This is a genomic window from Enterobacter sp. WCHEn045836, assembly GCF_003965585.1.
Taxonomy (GTDB): Bacteria; Pseudomonadota; Gammaproteobacteria; order Enterobacterales; family Enterobacteriaceae; genus Enterobacter; species Enterobacter dissolvens.
This window is the reverse complement of the sequence record NZ_RXPT01000001.1, coordinates 320,392-343,388: the sequence shown is the minus strand read 5'-3', so window position 1 is coordinate 343,388 and position 22,997 is coordinate 320,392. Positions and strand designations below refer to the sequence as shown.

Annotated in this window: 19 protein-coding genes and 3 tRNA genes; 10 read left to right on the top strand and 12 right to left on the bottom strand. The window is 52.4% G+C overall.

The genetic code is table 11. The annotated features are described in order from the left end of the window. The first annotated feature begins 14 nt into the window (after positions 1–14). Positions 15–1,430: a glutamate--tRNA ligase gene (gene gltX / locus EKN38_RS01555; RefSeq protein WP_014832820.1), complete on the top strand. Its 1,416-nt coding sequence runs from the start codon at positions 15–17 to the stop codon at positions 1,428–1,430. 43 nt (positions 1,431–1,473) lie between these two features. Here the strand turns inward: gltX and EKN38_RS01550 are convergent, their stop codons facing one another. Continuing rightward, positions 1,474–1,869 (bottom strand): YfeC-like transcriptional regulator, encoded by a 396-nt coding sequence (locus EKN38_RS01550; protein ID WP_043951676.1) that lies wholly within the window; start codon positions 1,867–1,869, stop codon positions 1,474–1,476. Position 1,870: 1 nt separating this feature from the next. After that, positions 1,871–2,233, bottom strand: a complete 363-nt coding sequence (locus EKN38_RS01545; RefSeq protein ID WP_014832818.1) for a YfeC-like transcriptional regulator — start codon at positions 2,231–2,233, stop codon at positions 1,871–1,873. Positions 2,234–2,450: 217 nt separating this feature from the next. Here EKN38_RS01545 and EKN38_RS01540 point away from each other — a divergent pair. The 3 genes from EKN38_RS01540 to EKN38_RS01530 all read left to right on the top strand — a co-directional run bounded on the left by EKN38_RS01540 (position 2,451) and on the right by EKN38_RS01530 (position 5,047). Further along, positions 2,451–2,526 (top strand) — tRNA-Ala (locus tag EKN38_RS01540). Positions 2,527–2,567: 41 nt separating this feature from the next. Beyond that, positions 2,568–2,643, top strand: a tRNA-Ala gene (locus tag EKN38_RS01535). 214 nt (positions 2,644–2,857) lie between these two features. Continuing rightward, positions 2,858–5,047, top strand: a complete 2,190-nt coding sequence (locus EKN38_RS01530) for an EAL domain-containing protein (RefSeq protein WP_126521597.1) — start codon at positions 2,858–2,860, stop codon at positions 5,045–5,047. A gap of 44 nt (positions 5,048–5,091) precedes the next feature. Here EKN38_RS01530 and EKN38_RS01525 read toward each other — a convergent pair whose 3' ends face one another. Further along, entirely contained in the window at positions 5,092–6,279 is a 1,188-nt protein-coding gene (locus EKN38_RS01525; protein WP_126521595.1) for a NupC/NupG family nucleoside CNT transporter, read from the bottom strand. 350 nt (positions 6,280–6,629) lie between these two features. Here EKN38_RS01525 and EKN38_RS01520 point away from each other — a divergent pair, with 350 nt between their 5' ends. Beyond that, a complete protein-coding gene (locus EKN38_RS01520; protein WP_014832816.1) occupies positions 6,630–7,868 on the top strand; it encodes an Nramp family divalent metal transporter in 1,239 nt (412 codons plus the stop codon). Positions 7,869–7,902: 34 nt separating this feature from the next. Here EKN38_RS01520 and EKN38_RS01515 read toward each other — a convergent pair whose 3' ends face one another. After that, on the bottom strand, positions 7,903–8,259 hold the full coding sequence (locus EKN38_RS01515) for a DUF2502 domain-containing protein (protein ID WP_013098185.1): 357 nt from the start codon (positions 8,257–8,259) through the stop codon (positions 7,903–7,905). A gap of 125 nt (positions 8,260–8,384) precedes the next feature. Beyond that, positions 8,385–9,383, bottom strand: coding sequence for an L-glyceraldehyde 3-phosphate reductase (gene mgrA, locus EKN38_RS01505; protein WP_014832815.1), 999 nt, complete (start codon positions 9,381–9,383; stop codon positions 8,385–8,387). Positions 9,384–9,567: 184 nt separating this feature from the next. Between mgrA and ipdC the strand changes: the two genes are divergently transcribed. After that, positions 9,568–11,226 (top strand): indolepyruvate decarboxylase, encoded by a 1,659-nt coding sequence (gene ipdC, locus EKN38_RS01500; protein WP_014832814.1) that lies wholly within the window; start codon positions 9,568–9,570, stop codon positions 11,224–11,226. On the opposite strand, the gene EKN38_RS01495 is transcribed toward ipdC, so the two are convergent. Next, positions 11,227–12,462, bottom strand: a complete 1,236-nt coding sequence (locus tag EKN38_RS01495; RefSeq protein ID WP_014832813.1) for an ion channel protein — start codon at positions 12,460–12,462, stop codon at positions 11,227–11,229. 205 nt (positions 12,463–12,667) lie between these two features. On the opposite strand from EKN38_RS01495, the gene glk reads away from it, so the two are divergent. Beyond that, positions 12,668–13,633 carry a glucokinase gene (gene glk, locus EKN38_RS01490; protein ID WP_014832812.1) on the top strand — a complete coding sequence of 322 codons (966 nt, stop codon included), beginning with the start codon at positions 12,668–12,670 and terminating at the stop codon, positions 13,631–13,633. Positions 13,634–13,664: 31 nt separating this feature from the next. On the opposite strand, the gene EKN38_RS01485 is transcribed toward glk, so the two are convergent. Together EKN38_RS01485 and EKN38_RS01480 are read right to left on the bottom strand one after the other, a co-directional pair. Next, positions 13,665–14,396: a LytR/AlgR family response regulator transcription factor gene (locus tag EKN38_RS01485; RefSeq protein WP_014832811.1), complete on the bottom strand. Its 732-nt coding sequence runs from the start codon at positions 14,394–14,396 to the stop codon at positions 13,665–13,667. A 13-nt stretch (positions 14,397–14,409) separates the two neighbouring features. Further along, positions 14,410–16,107, bottom strand: a complete 1,698-nt coding sequence (locus EKN38_RS01480; protein WP_032618314.1) for a sensor histidine kinase — start codon at positions 16,105–16,107, stop codon at positions 14,410–14,412. Between the two features lie 386 nt (positions 16,108–16,493). Between EKN38_RS01480 and alaC the strand changes: the two genes are divergently transcribed. Next, positions 16,494–17,732, top strand: a complete 1,239-nt coding sequence (gene alaC / locus EKN38_RS01475) for an alanine transaminase (protein WP_014832810.1) — start codon at positions 16,494–16,496, stop codon at positions 17,730–17,732. Between the two features lie 52 nt (positions 17,733–17,784). On the opposite strand, the gene ypdK is transcribed toward alaC, so the two are convergent. After that, the gene (gene ypdK / locus EKN38_RS01470) at positions 17,785–17,856 is read right to left on the bottom strand and encodes a membrane protein YpdK (RefSeq protein WP_099458937.1); all 72 of its coding nucleotides are present in this window, start codon (positions 17,854–17,856) and stop codon (positions 17,785–17,787) included. A gap of 357 nt (positions 17,857–18,213) precedes the next feature. Further along, a complete protein-coding gene (gene lpxP / locus EKN38_RS01465) occupies positions 18,214–19,131 on the bottom strand; it encodes a kdo(2)-lipid IV(A) palmitoleoyltransferase (protein ID WP_014832809.1) in 918 nt (305 codons plus the stop codon). A 315-nt stretch (positions 19,132–19,446) separates the two neighbouring features. Here lpxP and EKN38_RS01460 point away from each other — a divergent pair, with 315 nt between their 5' ends. Then, positions 19,447–20,826 carry a diguanylate cyclase gene (locus EKN38_RS01460; RefSeq protein ID WP_047361133.1) on the top strand — a complete coding sequence of 460 codons (1,380 nt, stop codon included), beginning with the start codon at positions 19,447–19,449 and terminating at the stop codon, positions 20,824–20,826. Between the two features lie 11 nt (positions 20,827–20,837). On the opposite strand, the gene EKN38_RS01455 is transcribed toward EKN38_RS01460, so the two are convergent. Together EKN38_RS01455 and EKN38_RS01450 are read right to left on the bottom strand one after the other, a co-directional pair. Next, positions 20,838–20,909: transfer RNA gene (locus EKN38_RS01455), tRNA-Arg, on the bottom strand. A gap of 75 nt (positions 20,910–20,984) precedes the next feature. Continuing rightward, positions 20,985–21,914, bottom strand: coding sequence for a formate/nitrite transporter family protein (locus EKN38_RS01450; RefSeq protein ID WP_014832807.1), 930 nt, complete (start codon positions 21,912–21,914; stop codon positions 20,985–20,987). A gap of 315 nt (positions 21,915–22,229) precedes the next feature. Here EKN38_RS01450 and mlaA point away from each other — a divergent pair, with 315 nt between their 5' ends. Continuing rightward, on the top strand, positions 22,230–22,982 hold the full coding sequence (gene mlaA / locus EKN38_RS01445; protein ID WP_013098159.1) for a phospholipid-binding lipoprotein MlaA: 753 nt from the start codon (positions 22,230–22,232) through the stop codon (positions 22,980–22,982). Positions 22,983–22,997: the final 15 nt, after the last annotated feature.

Genomic DNA, 22,997 nt, shown 5'->3' with positions numbered 1-22,997 from the left:
CGTAAGGCCATTTCATGAAAATCAAAACTCGCTTCGCGCCCAGCCCGACAGGCTATCTGCACGTGGGTGGTGCACGTACTGCTCTCTATTCCTGGCTTTTTGCACGCCACAACAAAGGTGAGTTTGTGCTGCGTATCGAAGACACCGATCTCGAGCGCTCCACGCCGGAAGCAATTGAAGCCATTATGGATGGGATGAACTGGCTGAATCTGGAGTGGGATGAAGGCCCTTACTTCCAGACCAAACGTTTTGACCGTTATAACGCAGTGATTGACGAGATGCTGGTCGCGGGTACGGCGTACAAGTGCTATTGCTCCAAAGAGCGTCTGGATGCGCTGCGTGAAGAGCAGATGGCGAACGGTGAAAAGCCGCGTTATGACGGCCGTTGCCGCCACGACCACAGTGAGCATGCCGCTGATGAGCCTTGCGTGGTGCGTTTTGCTAACCCGCAGGATGGCTCTGTTATTTTTGACGATCAGATCCGTGGCCCGATTGAATTCAGCAACCAGGAGCTGGACGATCTGATCATCCGCCGTACCGACGGTTCTCCAACCTATAACTTCTGTGTGGTGGTTGACGACTGGGATATGGAAATTACCCACGTTGTCCGTGGTGAAGACCATATCAACAACACCCCGCGCCAGATCAACATCCTGAAAGCGCTGAACGCCCCTGTGCCTGTCTACGCGCACGTCTCTATGATCAACGGTGACGACGGTAAAAAATTGTCTAAACGCCACGGTGCGGTAAGCGTGATGCAGTACCGCGACGACGGCTACCTGCCGGAAGCGCTGTTGAACTATCTGGTGCGTCTGGGCTGGGCTCACGGCGATCAGGAGATCTTCAGCCGTGAAGAGATGATCAATCTGTTCTCTCTGAGCTCTGTGAGCAAGTCGGCGAGCGCGTTCAACACCGACAAACTGCTGTGGCTGAACCACCATTACATCAATACCATGCCGCCAGAATATGTGGCGACATACCTGCAGTGGCATATTGAGCAGGCAAATATTGATACCCGCACCGGTCCGGAGCTGGCGGATCTGGTGAAACTGCTCGGCGAGCGTTGCAAAACGCTGAAAGAGATCGCTGAAAGCTGCCGCTACTTCTATGAAGAGTTTGATGAGTTCGACGCTGACGCGGCCAAAAAACACCTGCGTCCTGTTGCGCGTCAACCGCTGGAAGTGGTGCGTGACAAACTGGCCGCGATTACAGAATGGACCGCTGAAAATGTCCATCACGCGATTCAGGCAACCGCTGATGAACTGGAAGTGGGCATGGGTAAAGTCGGGATGCCATTGCGCGTAGCGGTGACCGGTGCGGGCCAGTCACCGGCGCTGGATGTTACTGTTCACGCGATTGGTAAATCACGCAGCGTGGCGCGCATTAACAAGGCGCTGGGCTTTATCGCTGAACGCGAAAACCAGCAGTAATTCAAGCTGAAATGCGAAAACGGCAGGGTGACCTGCCGTTTTTTTATGCGTGCAATTCAGCAATACCAAGGCGCGTCAGAAAACCGCTTATACCTTCGCGTTTTAACAACGCGTCAAGACGCTCCTGTTCAAGCCGGGTCATATTTTCCAGCGTGTCGACGATCTGGGGAAGCAGATTCGACGATGCTGACTCGCCATACAGGGACGTGACTTCCGCCAGATGGTAAACCGCCTGACGGTTACGAATGGCCGGGAGGCTCATAATGTGCTCCTTCACGCGAGCATCAATATGAATCAGCCGCGCCCGACCGCCTTTTACGCCGTTGATCCCTTCCGTTTTCCAGCCCTGCTGACGGATCCAGCGGTTAACGGTTTGTCTGGCCACGCCCAGACTGTTCGCCAGCTCTTCCGTGGTCATCTTACTGCGTAATCTTTTCATATCAGTTATGGTCGCGAATCCCTAAACGTTGCAACAATCCGGTAATCCCTTCCCGCAGTAACAATGATGTCATCTGCTTTTGCTCTTCCGGCGTCATTTCATTCGCCAGCGTCAGGAGTAAAGTGTGAAGTGAACCGTTCAGCAAAGCGCTTTCTGGCATATCAGACGTTTCCGTTGCCCGGCGCGCGCTGCGGATAAAATCACGCACTTTCTCGTTCACATGTACCAGGCGCGCTTTCCCGCCCTGTACTCCTGGTTTCGGCGATGTAATCCAACCCTCTTTGCGTACCCATTTATTGATGGTCTGTCGGCTATAGCCAGTGAGAAGGGCCAACTCCTCTGGCGTCATACGTTCCTTGATCATGCAATTTCCTGAATATTTGTGGGGTTAATTAACGGTTCATTTTATAGCACCGTTTTAGGTGAAAACGTGACAGGATTAACTTCTGACTGCGAGGCGGCTCGCAAAGTGATTCATTTGCATGATTTTTCGGCGATTGAACAGCGGCTATTGATTTTGCCGTTGACACTCCGCAGCGGAATTCATATTATGCCGCCCGTCAACATGACAGCTTTACGATGGGGCTATAGCTCAGCTGGGAGAGCGCTTGCATGGCATGCAAGAGGTCAGCGGTTCGATCCCGCTTAGCTCCACCAAACTCTGAACCCAACAGAGTAGGGTAAGTAAAGTAACATGTGGGGCTATAGCTCAGCTGGGAGAGCGCTTGCATGGCATGCAAGAGGTCAGCGGTTCGATCCCGCTTAGCTCCACCAAAATTTAAACCCTCGTCGAAAGACGGGGGTTTTTTTATGCGTTTGTAATCACTTTCCATGACTTTTGTTGCCAAATTAGAGGTATTTCTATACCTCACCTCAATCCATCACAATAAACGAGTCTATAAATAGACTTCAACTTGATTCGCGCAATTAATAAACCTATTATCCATCCGGTCAATGATTTGAATGGTAAAATAGATTACCCACCTTAATGAATAGAAAAACTTACAATAATGTAAAGATATTTATGATTGCTCTGGCACTGTGTCTGATTACAGTGCCATTTTCCCGTTATATTTCGCCACGGGCTATCGTAAATGGTCATGATGTTTATCTGGCATGGTTGCCGTTAAGCGTTATGCTGGCCGTGATCCTGTTATTTGGGCGTCGGGCGATCATTCCCATTCTGTTAAGTTTTACTATTGCTAATATATTCAATATTAATTTAGTACCACTACAATATTCAGTATTATTGTTCTGTCAGACGTTTTCAGTCTTTGCCGCCTGTGGCGTCCTCCGCCTTGTGCTGGGCAAGCGCTGGCGCTACTGCGTGCCGAACAAACACATCGGGCTGCGTATATTCTGGCTGGGCTTTATGGTGCCGATAGGCATTAAAGTGTCGATGTATCTGGCTGGTTATTTATTTGATTTTCCCGTTACTATCTCCACGTTCTTCGGCGAAGGCACCGCAATTTACAACATCGTTGATATTCAAAGCCTGATATGCGCGGCGTTGATTTTTACCATGATGTTCTATTATCCATTAAGAATGATAATTAATCCCCGCTATGCCAGGATCTTCTGGCTGCGGAGTGTGAAGCCGGTGTTTTTTCACAAAAAATCATTGTATATATTCATCTGGCTGTCGCTTTTAATTTTCATCCTTGCAATTTTATGTGCGCCTTTTGAGTCTCCTGTTATTGCAGGCTATTTGATGCCAGTGATTTTTATTCTCTTTACGTTAGGTATCAGTCGCCTCAGCTATGCGCTCATCTCTTTGTTCTGGGCGGCGTCCGCGCTTCTGCTGTTGAGCTATAACTACAACTTCCTCACAGGCGTGGAATCAGGACATTCACTCTCTTTCATCCTGTCCGTGCTTATCTCTTTCGCTATCTGTCTGCTTTACATGTCGCGGATCTACCAGCGAAGTAACTGGCTGAAGCAGGGCTGGCAGGACAGGGCGCTTACCGATCCGCTGACCGGTTTACCCAACATTCGCGCACTGGAGGAGTTTCTTCATCTCCATCCGGATGCGAAGGTCTGTTGTCTGCGGATGGACAACCTCGAGTTTTTAAGCCGCCACTACGGCATTCTCATGCGCGTGCATTGCAAACGCAGAGTGACCATGTCGCTGCAACCTCTGTTACACAAAGATGAGAAGCTCTTCCAGCTGCCTGGAAGCGAGCTGGTCGTGGTATTGCTGGGGCCAGAAACCGCTGAACGGCTGCAATATATGGTTGATCAGCTAAACAGTCGTAAAATTTACTGGAACAACACGGGTCTGGATATTGAATTCGGCGCGTCATGGGGAATGGTCGAAAACGGCGAGAGACTGCACCATACGCTGGGCCAACTCAGCTGGCTGGCCGAGCAGTCGTGCGGCGCGCACAACGTACTTGCGCTTACCAATAGTCTGGAAGCCGCGTCGGGACAAACCACCGATCGGGTATTGATGCTAGCGCGTATCAAACATGCCCTCGATGCCGGTCAGTTTCATTTATACGCCCAGCCTATCCAGAAAGCGGACGGTAGCGGCTACTACGAAATACTGGCGCGGATGGAAAGTGAGGGCGAGATTATCACGCCTGACCGTTTTATCCCGTTGATTGCCCAGTTTAACCTGAGCCATCGCTTTGATATGTGCGTACTGGAAAAATTACTGGTGTGGTTACGTGACAATCCTGCCACCCAGGCTGGCGCCCGTTTTTCTGTCAATCTGATGCCGCTGACGCTGATGCAAAAAGAGGTGGCGACCGAGATAAGCGCGTTGTTTGAACGCTATGGCATCGCACCTCAGGCTGTTGTTCTGGAGATCACCGAAGAGCAGGCATTCTCGAACTCAGGAAGCAGCATCAAAAATCTCCAGCAACTGCGGGATCACGGCTTCCGTATCGCGATTGATGACTTTGGCACCGGTTATGCCAACTACGAACGACTCAGACGCCTTCAGGCGGATATCATTAAAATTGATGGCTGTTTTGTTAAAGATATCTGTACCGATGACATGGACGCGATGATTGTGCAGTCGATTTGTAATCTGGCGAAAACAAAATCACTGAGTGTGGTGGCTGAGTATGTGGAGACGCCGGAGCAACGGGACATGCTGCTGCGCTTCGGAGTGGATTACCTGCAGGGATACCTGATAGGTAAACCGACGCCGCTTGACGCACTTCAGGCATAAAAAAACCGGGAGCCAGGCTCCCGGTTCTTATTTAACGCGACGCGTTACAGTACCAGTGCTGCGATAGAGGCAGACAGTACGCTCACCAGCGTTGAGCCGTAAACCAGTTTCAGACCGAAGCGAGAAACGACGTTACCCTGTTCTTCGTTCAGACCTTTAATCGCACCGGCGATAATACCGATGGACGAGAAGTTCGCGAAGGAAACCAGGAACACGGACAGGATGCCTTCAGCACGTGGAGAGAGCGTGCTGGCAATTTTCTGCAGATCCATCATCGCAACGAATTCGTTAGAAACCAGTTTGGTTGCCATGATACTGCCCACCTGCAGCGCTTCGTGAGCAGGGACACCCATCACCCAGGCAACAGGGTAGAAGATGTAGCCCAGGATGCCCTGGAAGGAGATCCCCAGCACCGCGGCGAACAGGGCGTTCAGGGCAGAAATCAGAGCGATGAAGCCGATCAGCATGGCGGCAACGATAATCGCCACTTTGAAGCCCGCCAGAATATATTCACCCAGCATTTCGAAGAAGCTCTGACCTTCGTGCAGATTCGCCATCTGCAGGTTCTCTTCGCCTTCCTCAACACGGTAAGGGTTGATCAGTGACAGCACGATAAAGGTGCTGAACATGTTCAGTACCAGAGCAGCAACCACGTATTTTGGCTCCAGCATGGTCATATACGCACCCACGATTGACATGGAGACGGTAGACATTGCTGTTGCGGCCATGGTGTACATACGGTTACGGGACATCTTACCGAGAATATCTTTATACGCGATAAAGTTCTCAGACTGGCCCAGAATCAGGGAGCTGACGGCGTTGAACGATTCCAGTTTACCCATTCCGTTAACTTTGGAGAGTACGGTACCAATGGCACGGATCACAATCGGCAGAACACGAATGTGTTGCAGAATACCGATCAGCCTGGAGATGAAGACGATTGGGCAAAGTACTTTCAGGAAGAAGAACGCCAGACCTTCGTCGTTCATTTTACCGAAGACAAAGTTAGTCCCTTCATTGGCGAATCCGAGCAGTTTTTCGAACATTTCGGAGAAGCCTTTTACGAAGCCAAGCCCCACGTTGGAGTTCAGGAAGAACCACGCGAGTAAAACTTCAATAACGAGAAGCTGAACAACAAAGCGAATGCGGATTTTTTTACGGTCATGGCTGACCAGTAACGCAAGCGCAGTAACGACAACGAGTGCCAGGACAAAGTGAAGGACGCGGTCCATATTTGCTCCAAATATGAGGCAGGTTTAATTTTCGTGCACATTCTATGTAACAAGCGAAAAGAAAACGAGATCAAGGACACACTATAGTTACATCCTGTGACGAGTCTCAAAAATAGTGATCCACAATACATTTTCGTTATGTTAGGTAAATGAGTGAAAAGTTAAGTTTGTGTGCTAGTCTTCACAAAAGAGCGCGCGATTTCGGTTTCTGTTAGATCGTCCTCCGCTTACCCGCCCGTCTATCGTTCAAAGCTATCAGAGAAATCACCGTAAGCTTTACAAATGATCTTGATAATCATTCTCATTTTGATAGCATTAAACATAGCAAAGGCTATATTTCAGAGGCAGAAATGACAAACAGTCGCGTTGAGGGTAGCAGTGGCAGAGCAGCACGCAAGTTGCGGTTCGCATTAATGGGACCTGCGTTCATTGCTGCCATTGGTTATATCGATCCAGGTAACTTTGCGACCAATATTCAGGCCGGGGCCAGCTTCGGCTATAAACTGCTGTGGGTCGTTGTCTGGGCTAATCTGATGGCCATGCTGATTCAAATGCTCTCGGCCAAACTGGGGATAGCTACCGGTAAAAACCTCGCCGAGCAGATCCGCGATCACTATCCTCGTCCTGCCGTATGGCTGTACTGGATCCAGGCTGAAATCATCGCGATGGCAACTGACCTCGCCGAATTCATCGGTGCGGCAATTGGTTTCAAACTGATCCTCGGGGTATCGCTGTTGCAAGGGGCCGTGCTGACCGGTATCGCCACCTTCCTGATTCTGATGCTGCAGCGTCGGGGGCAAAAACCGCTGGAAAAAGTCATTGGCGGCCTGCTGCTGTTTGTCGCTGCGGCCTATATTGTTGAACTGATTTTCTCACAGCCGAACCTGGTGCAGCTCGGTAAAGGGATGGTGATCCCAAGCCTGCCAACCTCTGAAGCGGTGTTCCTCGCCGCCGGGGTACTGGGGGCGACCATCATGCCGCATGTGATTTACCTTCACTCCTCGTTAACCCAGCACCTGCACGGTGGGACGCGTAAAGAGCGCTATTCGGCAACCAAATGGGATGTGGCTATCGCCATGACGATTGCCGGTTTTGTGAATCTGGCGATGATGGCTACTGCCGCCGCCGCTTTCCACTTTAATGGCCACACCGGTATTGCCGATCTCGACCAGGCCTATCTGACGCTGGAGCCGTTATTGAGCCATGCAGCTGCGACCATATTTGGTCTAAGCCTGGTGGCGGCAGGTCTCTCCTCCACGGTGGTGGGAACACTGGCCGGGCAGGTGGTCATGCAAGGGTTCGTTCGTTTCCATATCCCGCTGTGGGTGCGTCGTGCCGTCACGATGTTGCCGTCATTTGTGGTGATCCTGATGGGGCTGGACCCAACACGCATTCTGGTCATGAGCCAGGTGCTGCTGAGCTTTGGGATCGCACTTGCGCTGGTGCCGCTGCTGATCTTTACCAGCAACAAAGACCTGATGGGCGAACTGGTTAACACTACGATGGTGAAACGGATCGGATGGGCTATCGTGGTCGTGGTAGTGATGCTGAACCTGTGGTTACTGATAGGCACGGCATTGGGGTTATAAAAGAAAAAGGAGCCGGGAGGCTCCTTTTTTATGATTAGTGTCGACCGTGGCCGTGGCCATGTCCACCGCGACCTTTACCGCCGCGATCCCAGCCGCCACGGCGGTCATCACGGTCGTTCCAGCCTTCGCGATAACCACGCTCGTAGGCGTTGTTTTTATACCAGCCGCGGTGCAAACCATTATCATGTTTCCACCAGCGGTCGCCGCGCCACTCATAGTGACGGTGCCAGTAGTCACGGTCGCGCCAGTAGCCACCGTCCCAGTATCTGCCGTAGTCGTCACGATCGCCAATTTGTAATTTTACTGATGGCAACAGGGTGATTTCGCCAGCAGTGGCGACCAGCGGGGCCGAAGCCAGTAATACCGCTGCAAGAATCAGTGACCTGAACATACTCTTCTCCTTCACGATCGGGGCCTTGTTGGGCCTGTTAACGCAATTTTACGAGTTGGTAAAGGCTCGTTTCATCGCCTCAACTCCGAATTCAGACGTGATAGCACTTTTTGCTAAAATAGGATTTATTTTGAGCTATTCAGGATCCCGTCAATGGTGGTCAGCTCTTCCGCCGTGAAATGGCGGTTCTCCAGCATGCCCACTGCATCGTCTATTTGCCCGGTTTTACTGGCGCCAATCAGTACGGAAGTTACCGCCTCGTGGCGTAAAATCCAGGCCAGCGCCATCTGAGACAGCTTCTGTCCCCGGCTTTCTGCCAGCGCGTTCAGTCTTCTGACTTTTTCCAGTTTCTCCTGGGTTATCTGATCCGGATTCAGGAACTTACTCCCGCTCGCGGCACGGGAGTCTGCCGGAATGCCGTTCAGATAGCGATCGGTCAGTTGCCCGCCCGCCAGCGGCGAGAACGGAATGCAGCCGACCCCTTTTTCCTGCAAAACGTCCAGCAAGCCCGCTTCCGGCGCACGTTCAAACATTGAATATTTCGGCTGATGGATCAGACACGGCGTGCCGAGGTCATTGAGGATGTCGATAGCCTGCCGTGCAAGCTCGGCCGGATAATTGGACAAACCGACATACAGGGCTTTCCCCTGGCGCACCAGATGGTCAAGCGCTTTCATCGTCTCCTGCAGCGGCGTTTCCGGGTCAGGACGGTGGTGGTAGAAGATATCGACATACTCCAGCCCCATACGTTTCAGACTTTGATTCAGGCTTGCGATGAGATATTTGCGCGATCCCCAGTCACCGTAAGGGCCGTCCCACATGGTGTAGCCCGCTTTCGTCGAGATGATCAGTTCATCGCGCCACGGCAGAAAATCTTCCTGCAAAATGCGGCCGAAATTGCGCTCGGCGGAACCGGGAGGCGGACCATAGTTATTGGCAAGGTCGAAGTGTGTGATACCAAGATCAAACGCGCGCTGTAAAAGTTGACGGCTGTTTTCGATAAGCGTGGCGTCACCGAAGTTGTGCCAGAGCCCAAGAGAGATGGCGGGTAATTTAACGCCACTTTGCCCACAGCGACGATACAGCATTGTCTGATAACGGTTTTTATCTGGCTGATAACTCATGCTCATGACCTCTGGCGCTAAAAAGAAATAACCGTGTATACGTTTACACTGATGCGAAAAAAAAGAGCATAGCGCAGCCGTTTTTGTAAAGCATTCTTTCCATGACCTTCTTTCTGTCATTTCTGGACAGCCATCACGCTTATTTAATACTCAAAGTGAGGTCAACGTCAGAAGGACACCTGTTATGCGAACCCCATACTGCGTCGCCGATTACCTGCTGGACCGTCTTACAGATTGTGGTGCCGATCATCTGTTTGGCGTGCCGGGCGACTATAACCTGCAGTTTCTCGACCATGTCATCGACAGCCCGGATATCTGTTGGGTGGGCTGTGCTAATGAGCTAAACGCATCTTATGCCGCTGACGGATATGCCCGATGTAAGGGCTTTGCCGCGCTGCTGACAACATTTGGCGTAGGGGAGTTAAGTGCCATGAACGGCATGGCCGGCAGCTTTGCCGAACATGTTCCGGTGTTACATATTGTGGGGGCACCGGGTACGGCCTCACAGCAAAAAGGGGAGTTGCTGCACCACACGCTGGGTGATGGTGAGTTCCGCCACTTCTACCATATGAGTGAACCGATCACGGTCGCACAGGCGATCCTGACCGAACAAAATGCCTGCTACGAAATCGACAGAGTGCTCACCACCATGCTGAGGGAGCGCCGTCCCGGCTACCTGATGTTGCCTGCCGATGTGGCTAAAAAATCGGCTACGCCGCCTGTAAGCGCTCTCACTCTCAAACCGGTTCATGGCGATACTGCCTGCCTGAAAGCGTTCCGTGATGCCGCCGAGAGCAGGCTGAAAACGAGCAAACGTACTGCGCTGTTGGCCGATTTCCTTGTCCTGCGCCACGGTCATAAACATGCGCTGCAAAAATGGGTGAAAGAGGTGCCGATGGCACACGCCACCATGCTGATGGGCAAAGGAATATTCGATGAACGGCAGGCCGGATTTTACGGTACGTACAGTGGCTCGGCGAGTGCTGGCGCGGTAAAAGAGGCGATTGAAGGCGCGGATACGGTGTTGTGCATCGGGACACGATTTACCGATACGCTGACCGCCGGCTTCACACATCAGTTAACCCCGGCGCAAACGATAGAAGTTCAGCCGCATGCCGCCCGCGTCGGTGATGTCTGGTTTACCGGGATCCCGATGCTTCAGGCGATTGAGACGCTGATGGATCTGTGCAAACAACACGTGCACGATACGCCTGTACCGTTGTCTCAGAGCGCGATGGCCTACCCGCAGACGGAGGGCTCACTCACCCAGGAGAATTTCTGGAGCACGCTGCAAACCTTTATTCGCCCGGGTGACATCATTCTTGCCGACCAGGGCACTTCGGCCTTCGGGGCGATTGATCTGCGTCTGCCTGCAGACGTGAATTTCATCGTCCAGCCGCTGTGGGGCTCCATTGGTTATACCCTGGCCGCGGCGTTTGGTGCGCAAACCGCCTGCCCGAACCGGCGCGTGATTGTACTCACCGGTGACGGTGCCGCCCAACTGACCATTCAGGAAATGGGATCGATGCTGCGTGATAAACAGCACCCCATCATCCTGGTGCTTAACAACGAAGGGTACACGGTAGAGAGAGCCATCCACGGACCGGAACAGCGCTATAACGACATTGCTTTATGGAACTGGACCCAAATCCCGCAGGCACTGAGCCTGGATCCTCAGGCGCAATGCTGGCGGGTCAGTGAAACGGAACAGCTGGCGGACGTGCTCGAAAAAGTGGCGCACCACGAACGGCTTTCGCTGATTGAGGTGATGCTACCAAAGGCGGATATCCCGCCGCTGCTGGGGGCGATTACCAAAGCGCTGGAGGCGCGTAACAGCGCCTGATCACTTGTCGTTACGCCAGGCCATCAACATCGGTTTGCCCGCCAGCAGGAGCCAGGCGGGCAACATCACGATGCAAAGTAACGGGATGAGGGTGGTATCCGGAACCACCACTGCGGCCATAAACAGGCTCAGCCAGGCATCGCGCGTCACCACCAATACCAGCCCCAGAATAGAGCAGGAGACAGTAATCGCCGCCGGCACTGCATCCACATGTTCATGCAGCATCAACCCCAGCGCGACGCCGACAAAGACCGCCGGAAAAATCCGTCCGCCACGAAAACCGCACGCTGCCGCCACCACCAGTGCCGCCAGCTTTATCAGCGCAAACAGCAGATAATCGGACACGCTAAACACCTGACTGAAGGCCAGCTGCTGCATCTCATCCAGACCTTTAAACAGCGTGACCTTACCGCCGATGGCCCCCAGAATGCCGAGCATCAACCCCCCGACGCCGAGGATCAATACCGGATGTTTGAGCTTATGCACCTGGCGGTGCAGACGCGGCAGACACCAGACCGCGATCATCCCCAGCGCAATGGCAATAGCGACCACAACCGCACCGCTGAAGATATCGGCTATCTGCATCTGGCCGTAGTGGGGAAGGGAGAGCGAGAAGTGCGGATTGAAAAACAGACTGGTGGTGAGTGCGCCGGCCGCGGCGGCCATCAGTGGCGCAAAGAGTTTATCCCAGAGCGGGACGTCGTTATTGCTGGAGAGCGTTTGCGAGAAGATCAGCGCGGCCGCGACCGGCGTGCCGAAGAGTGCGCCGATGGTGCCGGCAGACGCCAGAATCGTCCAGTCCAGGGCTCCGACCCGGGGCAAAATGCGTGAACCGAGAAATACCGCCAGGCCAATATTGACCGCCATGATGGGATGCTCTGGCCCCAGGCTAACGCCGCCTGCCAGACCAATAATTAACGCGATAATGAGCCCAGGCAGCGCTGCAGGTGCGACCGGGGCACCAATCAGCGGTTCCAGCGCCGGATCCGGCCCGGCATGCCCTGGGCTAAAGCGGATCACCAGACCCACCGCAACGCCCGTCAGGGTCAGCATCATAATGATCCACGCCGGCGAATCAACGTTGATACCCATTTGAGCCGGAAGCGCTGTCCATAACATCGTTTGCACCACCGAGGCGACTTTCATCACGATGATAAGTACCAGGCTTGAGACAATACCAATAATTAAGGCCGGGATTGCCAGCAACAGCATGGTTCTGGCTCGCGGGTGGAGCATGATAATTTCCTTGTACAAAAAGGTATTACGTTACTTTGCACAATCAGCATTGTGGCAATAGTGCAAAAGGTGCTGAAACGGTAAAGTTATTCTGTGACGAAGATCGATAATCCCGGGGCATTCACCTTCCGGTCGTTGTTGTTATCACGCCTTGAATTTACAGTGTTCCAAAGATTTATTCTGACTTTAGCGGAGCAGTAGAAGAATGACAAAGTATGCTTTGGTAGGAGATGTGGGCGGCACGAACGCGCGCCTGGCATTATGCGATGTAAGTAGTGGTGAAATTTCCCGGGCGAAAACCTATTCAGGCCTGGATTACCCCAGCCTTGAGGCCGTTGTCCGCGTCTATCTGGAAGAGCACAAGGTCAGCGTTGACGATGGCTGTATTGCTATTGCCTGCCCGATTACCGGCGACTGGGTCGCGATGACCAACCATACCTGGGCATTTTCCATCGCCGAGATGAAAAAAAACCTCGGCTTTGCACATCTGGAAATCATCAACGACTTTACGGCGGTGTCGATGGCTATCCCGATGCTGAAGCCAGAGCACCTGACTCAGTTTGGCGGTACCGCACCGGTAGAAGGCAAGCCGATTGCCGTTTACGGTGCCGGTACGGGTCTTGGCGTTTCACATCTGGTGCATGTCGATAAGCGCTGGGTGAGTCTGCCGGGTGAAGGTGGCCACGTGGACTTTGCACCGAACAGCGAAGAAGAGGGCATTATTCTGGAAGAGCTACGCGCTGAGATCGGCCACGTGTCGGCTGAGCGCGTGCTTTCCGGCCCGGGGCTGGTGAACCTGTATCGTGCGATTGTGAAATCTGACGGCCGTCTGCCGGAAAATCTGCAGCCGAAAGACGTGACCGAGCGCGCACTGGCAGACAGCTGCATCGACTGCCGTCGCGCACTGTCGCTGTTCTGCGTGATCATGGGGCGTTTTGGTGGCAACCTGGCGCTTACGCTCGGCACTTTCGGTGGCGTTTACATTGCCGGTGGCATTGTGCCGCGCTTCCTGGAGTTCTTCAAAGCGTCAGGCTTCCGCGGTGGGTTTGAAGACAAAGGACGTTTTAAAAGCTACGTGCAGGACATTCCTGTTTACCTGATTGTGCACGACAACCCGGGTTTACTTGGCTCGGGCGCCCACCTGCGTCAGGTGCTCGGCCAGATCCTCTAAAACCCAGCCCCTCTCTTGCGGGAGAGGGGATTTACAGATGCATTAACTGTCGGAACTCTTTGACCTTGCTGCGGCTCACTGGTACCTGAAAATCAAGATCCTTCAGGCGCAAAATGTAGGTATTGTTAAACCACGGCTCGATCTCGCGGATCTTGTTTAAATTCACGCAAAACGATCGGTGACAGCGAAAGAAATGCGCTGTCGGCAGCTTGCTGCAAAACTCGGTAATGTTCATCGCCATCACGTACGATTCCCGCCGCGTATAGACAAACGTCATCTTTTCATGGGCTTCGGCATAATAGATATCGTTAACCGGCGTCACGATGATACGTTCATCCTTCACCAGATTGATGGTGTCATTCTCACGTACTGTCGGGCTTGCGGTGACAGGCGCGGTTTGCTGTTGCCACGCGGCCTCCAGCTTTTGCAGCATGGTGATGATGCGCGACTCCTGGTAAGGCTTGAGGATATAGTCAAACGCCTCCAGTTCGAAGGCTTCAACGGCGTGCTCTTTCCAGGCGGTGACGAAAACAATGAACGGTTTATGGGCAAACTGATTGATGTTTTGCGCCAGTAATACGCCATCCAGCGACGGAATGTTGATATCAAGAAAAATGGCATCAACGCGGTTATGCTGCAAAAACTTCAGCACGTCCAGGCCATCGTCAAACGTGCCCACAATCTCCATCTGACTGTGCGTTTTGATAAGCCAGCTCAGCTCCTGTTGAGCCAGAAACTCATCTTCTACAATGATCACTTTCATCGGTTACTCCGGCTTAAGGTAACAGGGACGTTGATGCATGAACGGGAGAGCGTTCGTTCGGGATATAAAAGGCGATCTCGGTGCCCGGTTCAAGGCGCTGAATATGCAGCCCGTCGCCGTACAGGAGCTTGACCCGGTGGTGGACATTCAGCAGCCCAATCTTATTCCCTGGCATTTCGTTGGCTTCAACGCGTTCAATGACTTTGGGGTCAATCCCGTGGCCGGTATCGCGCACGGCAATCCGCACACGGTTGCCGCTTTCGGTCACGCTGATGGTCACCACCCCTTTCCCTTTACACGGCTGGATCCCGTGGACGATGGCGTTTTCAACCAGCGGCTGGATCAGCAGGCTTGGGATCACACAGTTTACCTCTTCATCAATATCGTAAATGACCGTCAGTTTGTCGCCAAAGCGCGCCTGCTCAATCGCAATGTAATCCTTGATCTGATAAAGCTCTTTTTTAATGTCGATCTGCTCATCGTCTTTCAGCTCGATGTTGTAGCGCAGGTAGCGCGACAGATTGAAAATGAGCTGACGTGCGGTATCCGGGTTCAAACGAATGGAAGAGGAGATAGCATTCAACGCATTGAACAGAAAATGAGGATTGATTTTACTCTGCAGTGCACGCAACTCTGCCTTATTTGCCATCTCACGCAGCTGTTCCGCACGGGAGACCTCCAGCTGGGTAGAGATAATCTGCGACAGCCCGATGGCCATCTCCTGCAGGGAGGAGGTGATCTGGTGCGCGTGGCAGTAGTAAATTTTCAGGGTTCCCGTTACCACGCCTTTCTCCCACAGCGGGATCACCAGCATGGAGTGGATTTCCGGGGTTCTGTGGGCTTCATCATTGTTTTTAATGATGATTTTACCGTAATTGATCGCCTGTCGGGTGGTCGGGCTGATGGTGTCATCGCTGTCCTGATAGTTATGCTCACCCACGCCAACATAGGCCAGGACATGATCGATATTGGTAATGGCGACGGCATCGGCATGAATATCGCGACGGATAATGTCGCAGACCTGCCGTAAGGATTCAGCATTAACATGGCGGAAGAGCGGCAGCGTTTTGTTGGCGATGTCGAGCGCCAGCTTGGCCTGACGTGCGGCGCTGGCCTCTTTCTCCCCTTCGACGCTTTGTACCAGCAGCACGATAAAACCGATGCAGACGCTGCCGAGGATCATCGGAATACCGATCTTAGAGACAATATCCAGCCCCAGCGCGATAGTAGGGGCCCAGACGACCACCAGAACCATGGTCAGCGTTTCGCACAGCATGCCCGCGATGATCCCGGCGCGCCAGTGCTGTTTTTTCGGTATTTTGCGGTTAATCCAGCCGGAAAGGACACCGGCGATGATGCTGGTGATAAAACAGGGCACCGCCGTCACGCCGCCAATATCTATCAGGTAACGATGTGTCCCGGCAATCAGGCCGGTAATAATGCCCACCCAGGGGCCAAACAAGATCCCGCCGGACATCACGGCAATAACCCGCACGTTAACCAGCGACCCTTCTACCGGCACTCCGGACCAGGTACTGAACAGGGCGAACAGTGAAAAGATGGCGGTAACGGCCAGCAGCTCTTTTGCCGAGTGGGCGGACTTGTGCAACAGTTCGCGAAACAGGCGAATGCGAATGAGGAAAAACAGGCAAATCAGCATTAATGCCGCACGGTCAAAAACCGCCAGCAGCATATCGAATATTTCGTGCACGAGTCGACCAGCGAAAAGAGGAAAGCCTAATGATAAAAAACCTGACGCCTGTTGACCAGCTATCCGTCGGGTTTATCAAATGAGGAAAAACCATAATCTTCAAAGGGGATTGCAGGCGAGTTCCTGAAGATTCCAGATTTTTTACTCATGAAGAACGTCAAGGTAACGGCTTTGATATCATCATGTTAAATACTGGGTGTTAAAATTGCGTAATGAGCAGGAACGCTTCCGCTTTCGGTTTCAGAGGGTTCCCGTTTTTAACGCAACATCTTTTTTTTGCGTTCCCCCTCGACAGCATGTTTTTTTTCAGGTTATTTTCTAAACACGCCACATCGGTGGCAGCGTCGCTCGGACGGTCCGGGCGCTAACGTTATTCTGAGGAATCTATGGCTGAATTCAGTCCTGAACGCCGTTTTACGCGTATCGATCGTCTCCCCCCTTATGTTTTCAATATCACTGCTGAACTGAAGATGGCTGCGCGTCGTCGCGGCGAAGACATTATCGATTTCAGCATGGGTAACCCTGACGGCCCAACGCCTGCGCATATCGTTGAGAAACTCTGCACGGTCGCCCAGCGCCCGGATACGCACGGTTACTCCACCTCTCGCGGCATTCCTCGATTACGTCGTGCGATCTCCCGCTGGTATCAGGATCGCTATCAGGTTGATATCGATCCGGAAAGTGAAGCCATTGTCACCATTGGCTCGAAAGAGGGGCTGGCGCACCTGATGCTGGCTACGCTGGATCACGGTGATACGGTGCTGGTGCCTAATCCAAGCTACCCCATCCATATCTACGGCGCGGTGATTGCCGGCGCGCAGGTTCGCTCTGTGCCGCTGGTGGAAGGGGTCGATTTCTTTAACGAACTGGAACGTGCGATTCGTGAAAGCTATCCGAAACCGAAGATGATGATCCTCGGTTTCCCGTCGAACCCAACGGCGCAGTGCGTGGAGCTCGATTTCTTCGAGAAAGTGGTCGCGCTGGCGAAGCGTTATGACGTGCTGGTCGTACACGACTTAGCCTACGCCGATATTGTGTACGACGGCTGGAAAGCGCCTTCCATCATGCAGGTTCCGGGCGCACGTGATGTGGCGGTGGAGTTCTTTACCCTGTCGAAAAGCTACAACATGGCGGGGTGGCGTATTGGCTTTATGGTGGGTAACAAAACGCTGGTGAGTGCACTGGCGCGTATTAAGAGTTACCACGATTACGGCACCTTTACCCCATTGCAGGTGGCCGCTATCGCCGCGCTGGAAGGCGATCAGCAGTGTGTTCATGATATTGCCGCCCAGTATAAACGCCGTCGCGATGTGCTGGTTAAAGGGCTGCATGAGGCTGGCTGGATGGTGGAAATGCCGAAAGCGTCAATGTATGTCTGGGCAAAAATCCCTGAGCCTTACGCGGCGATGGGGTCACTGGAGTTTGCCAAAAAGCTGTTGCAGGACGCGAAAGTCTGCGTCTCGCCGGGCATTGGCTTCGGTGATTATGGCGATACCCATGTGCGGTTCGCGCTGATTGAAAACAGCGACCGTATTCGTCAGGCGGTGAGGGGCATTAAGAGTATGTTCCGCGCCGACGGGCTTCTCGCATCAAAGAGTGCCGCTGAACAGCACGAATCTTCATAACATAAAAAAACAGGAGCCAACGGCTCCTGTTTTTTTGACTGCATGTTCTTCGCTAGATCATCAGGGCGAAGGTTCCGGCCCACACTAAAACAATCACCGAAATGCCCATAAAGAAATATTTCACGTTTCATCGCTCCGCGTATCTTCTGGTACGCACTTAAAAACAGAGTCCACCTGATTATAGAGAACTGACATTTGCCTGAGACGGAAATGAGAATTATCCCGTTACGATGCAAACTCCAGCTCAGAATTCTGTGCTTTCCTGTTGCCAGACGGCGCTAATGTACGCCTAAAAATGAGGGGTGACAAGAGGCATTTTTTTAAATACTTTCCGTAACTTACGAGTGTCGTGGAACGGCGACAGTTTGATTTCAGAGCGCAATAAATCCGCGTTGAGCGACGGCAAGAAAAGACAATTACTCAGGGTGATTACAGGTGATTGAAAAGGTTAGTTTCTTAGCGAAACTAACCTTTCTACACATTAGATATAGAGAGACGCTTCGCCAAGCGGCCGCGTTTTGAAACGGCGATGCATCCACAGATACTGTTCCGGCGCGCGCATAATTTCGGTCTCGATCACTTTATTGATGAACGCCGCGGCTTCACATTCGTTTTCCGGATAGTTAGCCATCTCCGGTGAGATGTGCAGACGATAGCCAGACTTATCAACCTTTCTCACCATTGTCACGGTCAACATCGCGGCACCTGACAGACGTGAAATCACAAAGGTGCCGTTGGTGGTGGCGACATTTTTAACCGCAAAGAAGGGCGCAAAACTGCTGCCTTTACGTCCGTAGTCCTGATCGGGGGCAAACCAGACGGCTTCGCCTTTCTTCAGGGCGCCGACCATACCGCGCAGATTGTTACGGCTGATCATCGCCTTGTTGGAACGCATGCGGCCACGCGTTTGAACCCATTCCATCAGCGCGCTGTTGTGCGGGCGGTAGGTAGCCATCATCGGCTGACAAAGCCCCATCACGCGGCCGCCCAGTTCCAGCGACATAAAATGGACACCGACAACCATCACGCCGCGGTTTTGCATTTGCGCGCGTTTCAGGTTTTCGAGACCTTCAACGTCAAACCATTTGCGGACGCGCTCATCAGGCCAGAACCAGGCCATGCCGGTTTCAAGCAATGCCATGCCGATAGATTTAAAGTTCTCGGCAATCAATGTTTCGCGCTGCTGCGCATTATACTGGGGAAAGCACAGTTCGAGATTTTTACGGGCAATAGATTCACGACGTTTGAGGAAGTGGCGGGATGCGCTGCCGAGCTTAGAACCCAGTACACGAATGACAGGGTATGGGAGTTGAACCAGCAGCCAGAGAACGCCAAGACCAAACCATGTAAACCAGTAACGCGGGTGTAAAAACTCACGTTTGAATTGGGATTGAGACAAAATAGTGAACCTATGTAAAGCCGGTGAAAGTAACGCATAAAGCGATACCACGTGCCAATTAGACCGTTGGACAAGGTCATGGTTGCAGGCTTTACCGATCTTTACGGCGTTGCCTGACCACTGCTGACGTTGGGTGGGCGGCGTAATGTAGCACCGTTATACGATATGTGCTATTACTCGTTTTTGATTAAAAAAGCGACAGCTGGAAAGGGTGTTGATTTTGTTGCTGTTGTTGATTGTCACGCATGCCAGACGGTGAATCTGAGCGCTCAATTTATGCCGGGCAAGATAACGATCTTCTCCTGGAGGGTGTAAATGGAAACCTATTTACAAACCGTAAGGGATGAGTGGATTCAGTTGATTAATGAAACGGATCCCCTCGTTCATCAACTTACTGCGCAACTGGCCAGCGATCATGCTTCTGGTCTGATTACGGAGTTTTATCGTGTTGTACTGGCCGATCCCCACGTAGCGGAGTTTCTGACCACTGAACAGGTTGAAAGGCAACTGCAGGAGGCGTTGCGCCGTTGGCTTGTTGATGTTCTCTCCTGTCGGGTTGAACAGGTTGATGAACAGATACGGGCTCAGCAGCGCGCCGCCGACGTTCACGCCCGAATAGGTATCTCGGTCGACCTGGTTGAGATGGGTTTCCGGATCCTGAAAAAGCTATTATTACCCCTTATTAATGCCACACCACACCCTTCTGAGACCAAGTTAAGCATCTATCACTACGCCATTAACAGCATTGATCTGGCCATGGAGGTGATGTCGCGCGCCTATGTCTTTAGCGAGAACAATGCGGCAAAAGAAGATGAGAACTATCGAATCTTCTCCCTTATGGAAAATGCGGAAGTCGAGAAGGAGCGGCAGACCGCCGCATTACTGACGTGGGAACTGTCGCTGCTCTATAAAGTGATGCTGGATTCCAGCATCGACAACAGCCGGCCTCTCGGGCAGTCCGACTTTGGGCTGTGGTTCAGTCATAAGGGACGTCACTATTTCAGTGGTATTGCCGAAGCAGGGCATATCTCTCGTCTTATACAGGAGTTCGACGCGGCTTTTCATGACGTTCGTCAGACAGACGATGCCCTTCACGACAGACTGCGCCAGGTGCAATTTTTGCGGCTGACGCGAACGACCTTCTCGCAAATCGTGACCCTGCTGCATGAGCTATTTGATGAGGTTGCCCGCCATGAGGTAGGTGTGGATGTGCTCACGCGTCTGCTCAACCGTCGCTTTCTGCCAACCATTTTTAAACGTGAAATTACCCAGGCAAGTCGTTCTGGTTCGCCGCTGTCGGTGTTGCTGATTGATGTCGATAAGTTCAAGCAAATCAACGATACCTGGGGGCACAACACGGGAGATGAAATATTAAGAAAGGTTGCCGGGGCGTTTTATGACAATGTTCGCACCTGTGACTATGTCTTCCGCTACGGCGGAGATGAGTTCTTGATTGTGCTAACGGAAATCACCGAAGCCGATACCCTGCGCATTGCCGAGCGGATCCGCCGACGTGTGGAAAAAATTAAGGTTCATTCCCCGACAGGCGAGCCAATACCGTTGTCGCTTTCGATTGGTGCGGCCATGTTTAATGGTCATCCTGACTACGAACGTCTGATTCAGGCTGCGGATGAGGCGTTGTATGGGGCAAAACGACGGGGGCGAAACTGCGTGGAGTTATGGAAAGCGCAGTGATGTTTCTAAAGTGTCCCCTGCAGGAATCGAACCTGCAACTAGCCCTTAGGAGGGGCTCGTTATATCCATTTAACTAAGGGGACGAGGCGGCACGAGTATAGCGTTATTTACACTTTGCGTTAAGCGCATTGCCGCCCGACTGCTCAAAGAGTCACCATTCAGGCCGATTTTTTTGCCGCTTTATCATCATTTTCCCGCGCTTTCAGTTCGGCTTTACGCTTGTTAGACATGTCGTTACGGATCTGGGCATGACTCAACAGTGCAAAAATAAAGGTTCCGCCGCAGATGTTGCCTGCAAGCGTGGGCAGTGCGAATGGCCAGAAGAAATCGCTCCAGTGAAGGGTGCCATTAAATACCAGATAGAGGATTTCTACCGTACCCACCACGATATGGGTGGTGTCGGCCAGCGCAATCAGCCACGTCATTAATATGATCACCACAATTTTGGCGCTGCCTGCGGACGGGAACATCCAGACCATTGTCGCGATAATCCAACCAGAGATAATCGCATTAGAGAACATTTCTACTGGCGTGTTTTTCATCACATCCATACCGATTTTCACAAACGCATCCCGGGTGGGTTCATCAAATATCGGCATATATTCAAACGCCCAGGCGGCGATACCTGTGCCGATAAGGTTGCCCAGCAGGACTACGCTCCACAGACGCATCAGTAAGCCAAAGTTACCCAGGGTCGGGTTTTGCATGACCGGCAGAACGGCGGTGACCGTGTTTTCAGTAAAAAGCTGCTGGCGGGCCATAATGACGATGATAAAGCCGAAGGTGTAGCCCAGGTTCTCCAGCAAAAAGCCACCGGGTACACCTTCTAGCTGCACATGGAAAATGCCCTTTGCAAGTAGCGATGCTCCCATGGAGAGGCCTGCCGCGATAGCGGACCACAGCAGGGCCATGGCATCGCGCTCCATCTCCTTTTCCCCATCCTGACGGATATGTTCATGGATCGCCATTGCGCGGGAGGGAAGGCGATCTTCATCAATCTCAATCTTTTCACCGCGCTCTTTTTCCTCGCTCTCAATTTCAAGTTCTTCATTGCTCTCGCCAATTTTCTCTTCGCCCACGTCTTTCATAACCGCTCCAGTTGGGTGTTCTTTCTTTTAAGCGTAGCGGCTTTTAACAAAATGCCCGTGGGGATGCTCTTAAAGTGAGGGTAATGGCAACAAAGGTGAGACATCTCATTCAAAGCCATTATAAAATTGCCAGCGAAACGAATTCTAAAAGCCAGGCTATGCTGAGATCAGAGTGACGGTGGTTACTGCCCGTAATTGTGCTCATAGACATCGGTAAACGTGCTGATACAATCACTTGCACGTTTACAGACGGAGCATCAAATGCTCCGTTACGGATGGCAATCAACGATAGCCATACTGAACAGGGAGAATTTTATGAAACTTCGGCTGTCGGCGCTTGCGCTGGGCGCGACGATGCTTGTGGGCTGCGCCAGCTCCGGGGAGCAAACGGGACGCTCCGATCCTCTCGAAGGATTTAACCGCTCAATGTATAGCTTCAACTATAACGTGCTGGATCCGTATGTGGTTCGCCCGGTGGCGGTTGCATGGCGTGATTATGTTCCCCAGCCTGCGCGTAACGGGTTGAGCAATTTCACCAGTAACCTTGAAGAGCCAGCGGTGATGGTCAACTACTTCCTGCAAGGCGATCCGTATCAGGGGATGGTGCACTTTACTCGCTTCTTCCTGAACTCCCTGCTGGGGATGGGGGGCTTTATCGATGTCGCCGGCATGGCAAACCCGAAACTGCAGCGTGAACAGCCGCACCGCTTCGGGAGTACGCTGGGTCATTATGGCGTCGGTTACGGCCCTTACGTTCATCTGCCGTTCTATGGCAGCTTTACCGTGCGTGATGATGGCGGTGATATGGTGGATACGCTGTATCCGGTCCTGTCGTGGCTGACCTGGCCGCTGTCGATTGGTAAATGGACGGTAGAAGGGATTGAAACCCGCGCGCAACTGCTCGATTCAGACGGTCTGCTGCGTCAGTCTTCCGATCCATACATCATGGTGCGTGAAGCTTACTTCCAGAATCATGACTTTATTGCCAATGGCGGCAAGCTGAAGCCGGAAGAGAATCCAAACGCGAAGGCAATCGAGAACGAATTAAAAGATATCGATTCGGAATAAATAAAAAAGGTGAGC

Excerpts from the sequence above, each read along its gene's own strand:
- gltX (WP_014832820.1), top strand. The coding sequence starts at position 15 with ATGAAAATCAAAACTCGCTTCGCGCCCAGCCCGACAGGCTATCTGCAC.
- EKN38_RS01550 (WP_043951676.1), bottom strand. The coding sequence starts at position 1,869 with ATGAAAAGATTACGCAGTAAGATGACCACGGAAGAGCTGGCGAACAGT.
- EKN38_RS01545 (WP_014832818.1), bottom strand. The coding sequence starts at position 2,233 with ATGATCAAGGAACGTATGACGCCAGAGGAGTTGGCCCTTCTCACTGGC.
- EKN38_RS01530 (WP_126521597.1), top strand. The coding sequence starts at position 2,858 with ATGAATAGAAAAACTTACAATAATGTAAAGATATTTATGATTGCTCTG.
- EKN38_RS01525 (WP_126521595.1), bottom strand. The coding sequence starts at position 6,279 with ATGGACCGCGTCCTTCACTTTGTCCTGGCACTCGTTGTCGTTACTGCG.
- EKN38_RS01520 (WP_014832816.1), top strand. The coding sequence starts at position 6,630 with ATGACAAACAGTCGCGTTGAGGGTAGCAGTGGCAGAGCAGCACGCAAG.
- EKN38_RS01515 (WP_013098185.1), bottom strand. The coding sequence starts at position 8,259 with ATGTTCAGGTCACTGATTCTTGCAGCGGTATTACTGGCTTCGGCCCCG.
- mgrA (WP_014832815.1), bottom strand. The coding sequence starts at position 9,383 with ATGAGTTATCAGCCAGATAAAAACCGTTATCAGACAATGCTGTATCGT.
- ipdC (WP_014832814.1), top strand. The coding sequence starts at position 9,568 with ATGCGAACCCCATACTGCGTCGCCGATTACCTGCTGGACCGTCTTACA.
- EKN38_RS01495 (WP_014832813.1), bottom strand. The coding sequence starts at position 12,462 with ATGCTCCACCCGCGAGCCAGAACCATGCTGTTGCTGGCAATCCCGGCC.
- glk (WP_014832812.1), top strand. The coding sequence starts at position 12,668 with ATGACAAAGTATGCTTTGGTAGGAGATGTGGGCGGCACGAACGCGCGC.
- EKN38_RS01485 (WP_014832811.1), bottom strand. The coding sequence starts at position 14,396 with ATGAAAGTGATCATTGTAGAAGATGAGTTTCTGGCTCAACAGGAGCTG.
- alaC (WP_014832810.1), top strand. The coding sequence starts at position 16,494 with ATGGCTGAATTCAGTCCTGAACGCCGTTTTACGCGTATCGATCGTCTC.
- EKN38_RS01460 (WP_047361133.1), top strand. The coding sequence starts at position 19,447 with ATGGAAACCTATTTACAAACCGTAAGGGATGAGTGGATTCAGTTGATT.
- EKN38_RS01450 (WP_014832807.1), bottom strand. The coding sequence starts at position 21,914 with ATGAAAGACGTGGGCGAAGAGAAAATTGGCGAGAGCAATGAAGAACTT.
- mlaA (WP_013098159.1), top strand. The coding sequence starts at position 22,230 with ATGAAACTTCGGCTGTCGGCGCTTGCGCTGGGCGCGACGATGCTTGTG.